Annotated in this window: 1 protein-coding gene; it reads left to right on the forward strand. The window is 68.1% G+C overall.

What is annotated here, in order from left to right; translation table 11 throughout:
- On the forward strand, window positions 1-1554 hold a 1554-nt coding region (locus VGT00_08235; protein HEV8531390.1), incomplete at its 5' end, for a thioredoxin domain-containing protein.
- Window positions 1555-1591 lie beyond the last annotated feature (37 nt).

The following is a 1591-nucleotide window of genomic DNA, read 5'->3' on the forward strand; positions in this document are numbered from 1 at the left end:
GAGCGGCTCCGCAGCTCCGCGACCCTGCTGACCGACGAGATTCTGCTCGGGGCCTACCAGGCCTTTGCCCAGGAGCTGGATCCGCGAGAAGGCGGCATGGGTCGCGCCCCCAAGTTCCCCCAGCCGATGAACTGGGAGTTCCTTCTGCGCTTCTGGAAGCGCACGGGCAATGCTCACGCCCTCGACATGGCGCGCCTCACCCTGACCAAGATGGCGCGCGGGGGCATGTACGACCAGGTCGGCGGAGGCTTTCACCGCTACTCGGTCGACGCGCAATGGCTGGTGCCCCACTTCGAGAAGATGCTCTATGACAATGGCCAGCTCGCCTCGCTCTACCTACACGCCTGGCTGGCCACCGGGGATGCCGAGTATCGGCGGGTCTGCGAGGAGATCCTGGACTACATCCTGCGCGAGATGACCCACGCTTCGGGAGGCTTCTTCTCGGCTCAGGACGCCGACTCCGAGGGCGTCGAGGGCAAGTTCTTCGTCTGGTCTCCCGAGGAGATGATCTCGGCGCTCGGCGACACGGAGATGGCCCGCGCGGCCCTCGCCTACTGGGGAGTGGACGACGGGCCAAACTTCGAGGGGCATAGCATCCTCTGGGTGCCCAGGCCGCCCGCGGACGTGGCTTCAGACCTGGGACTCAGCGTCGGGCGCCTGGCCGAGCTGATCGCGGGAGCGCGGGCGCGTCTGTACGAAGTGCGGGAGAAGCGAGTGCATCCGGGTCTGGATGACAAGGTGCTGGCCTCGTGGAATGGGCTCGCGCTCAGCGCGTTCGCCGAGGCGGGGCGGGTGCTCGGCCGCGCCGACTATCTCGCCGCCGCGATCAAGAACGCGGAGCTCGTCACCACCCAGATGCGGGAAGGCGAGAGGCTGCTGCGGTCGTGGAAGGACGGGCAGGCCAAGATCAAGGGCTATCTCGAGGACTATGCCATGGTCGGCATGGGGCTCCTCGCCCTCTACGAGGCCACCTTCGACCGGCGGTGGCTGGACGAGTCGCGGCGCCTGGCCGATCAGGCCCTCGGGCTCTTCTGGAACGCGGAGGAGGAGACATTCTTCGACACGGGCACCGATCAGGAAGCGCTCGTCGTGCGTCCGCGAAACCTCTTCGACAATGCCGTGCCGTGCGGGACGTCGGTGACCATCGAGTGGCTCCTGAGGCTCGCCATCTTCTTCGGCGAGGACCGGTACGAGCAGCTGGCCCTCAAGGCCCTCCGCCCCATGGCCGATCTCATACGGCGCTATCCCTCGGGCTTCGGCCGCTACCTCGCCGCCCTCGACTTCCAGCTTGGCCCCGTGGCCGAGGTCGCTCTGGTCTGGGCCAATGCCGGCAACCCGGCGCCGCTCGTCGAGACGGCCTTCGGCCGCTACATGCCCAATCGCCTGGTCGTGGGCGCGCCGGCGGGCTCACCGGGAGCGGCGGGGCTGCCCCTCCTGGCCGATCGCCCCACGCTGGACGGCAAGGCTACCGCCTATGTCTGCCGCCACTTCGTCTGCCAGCTGCCCGTGACGGAGCCCACGGCCCTCGCCGCACAGCTTGACGCTGGGGTATAATCCGGCTGTCGTCGCTGGGGGAGGTTTCCTGAGAACC

It is taken from the genome of Candidatus Methylomirabilota bacterium, from assembly GCA_036002485.1.
Lineage (GTDB): Bacteria > Methylomirabilota > Methylomirabilia > Rokubacteriales > CSP1-6 > AR37.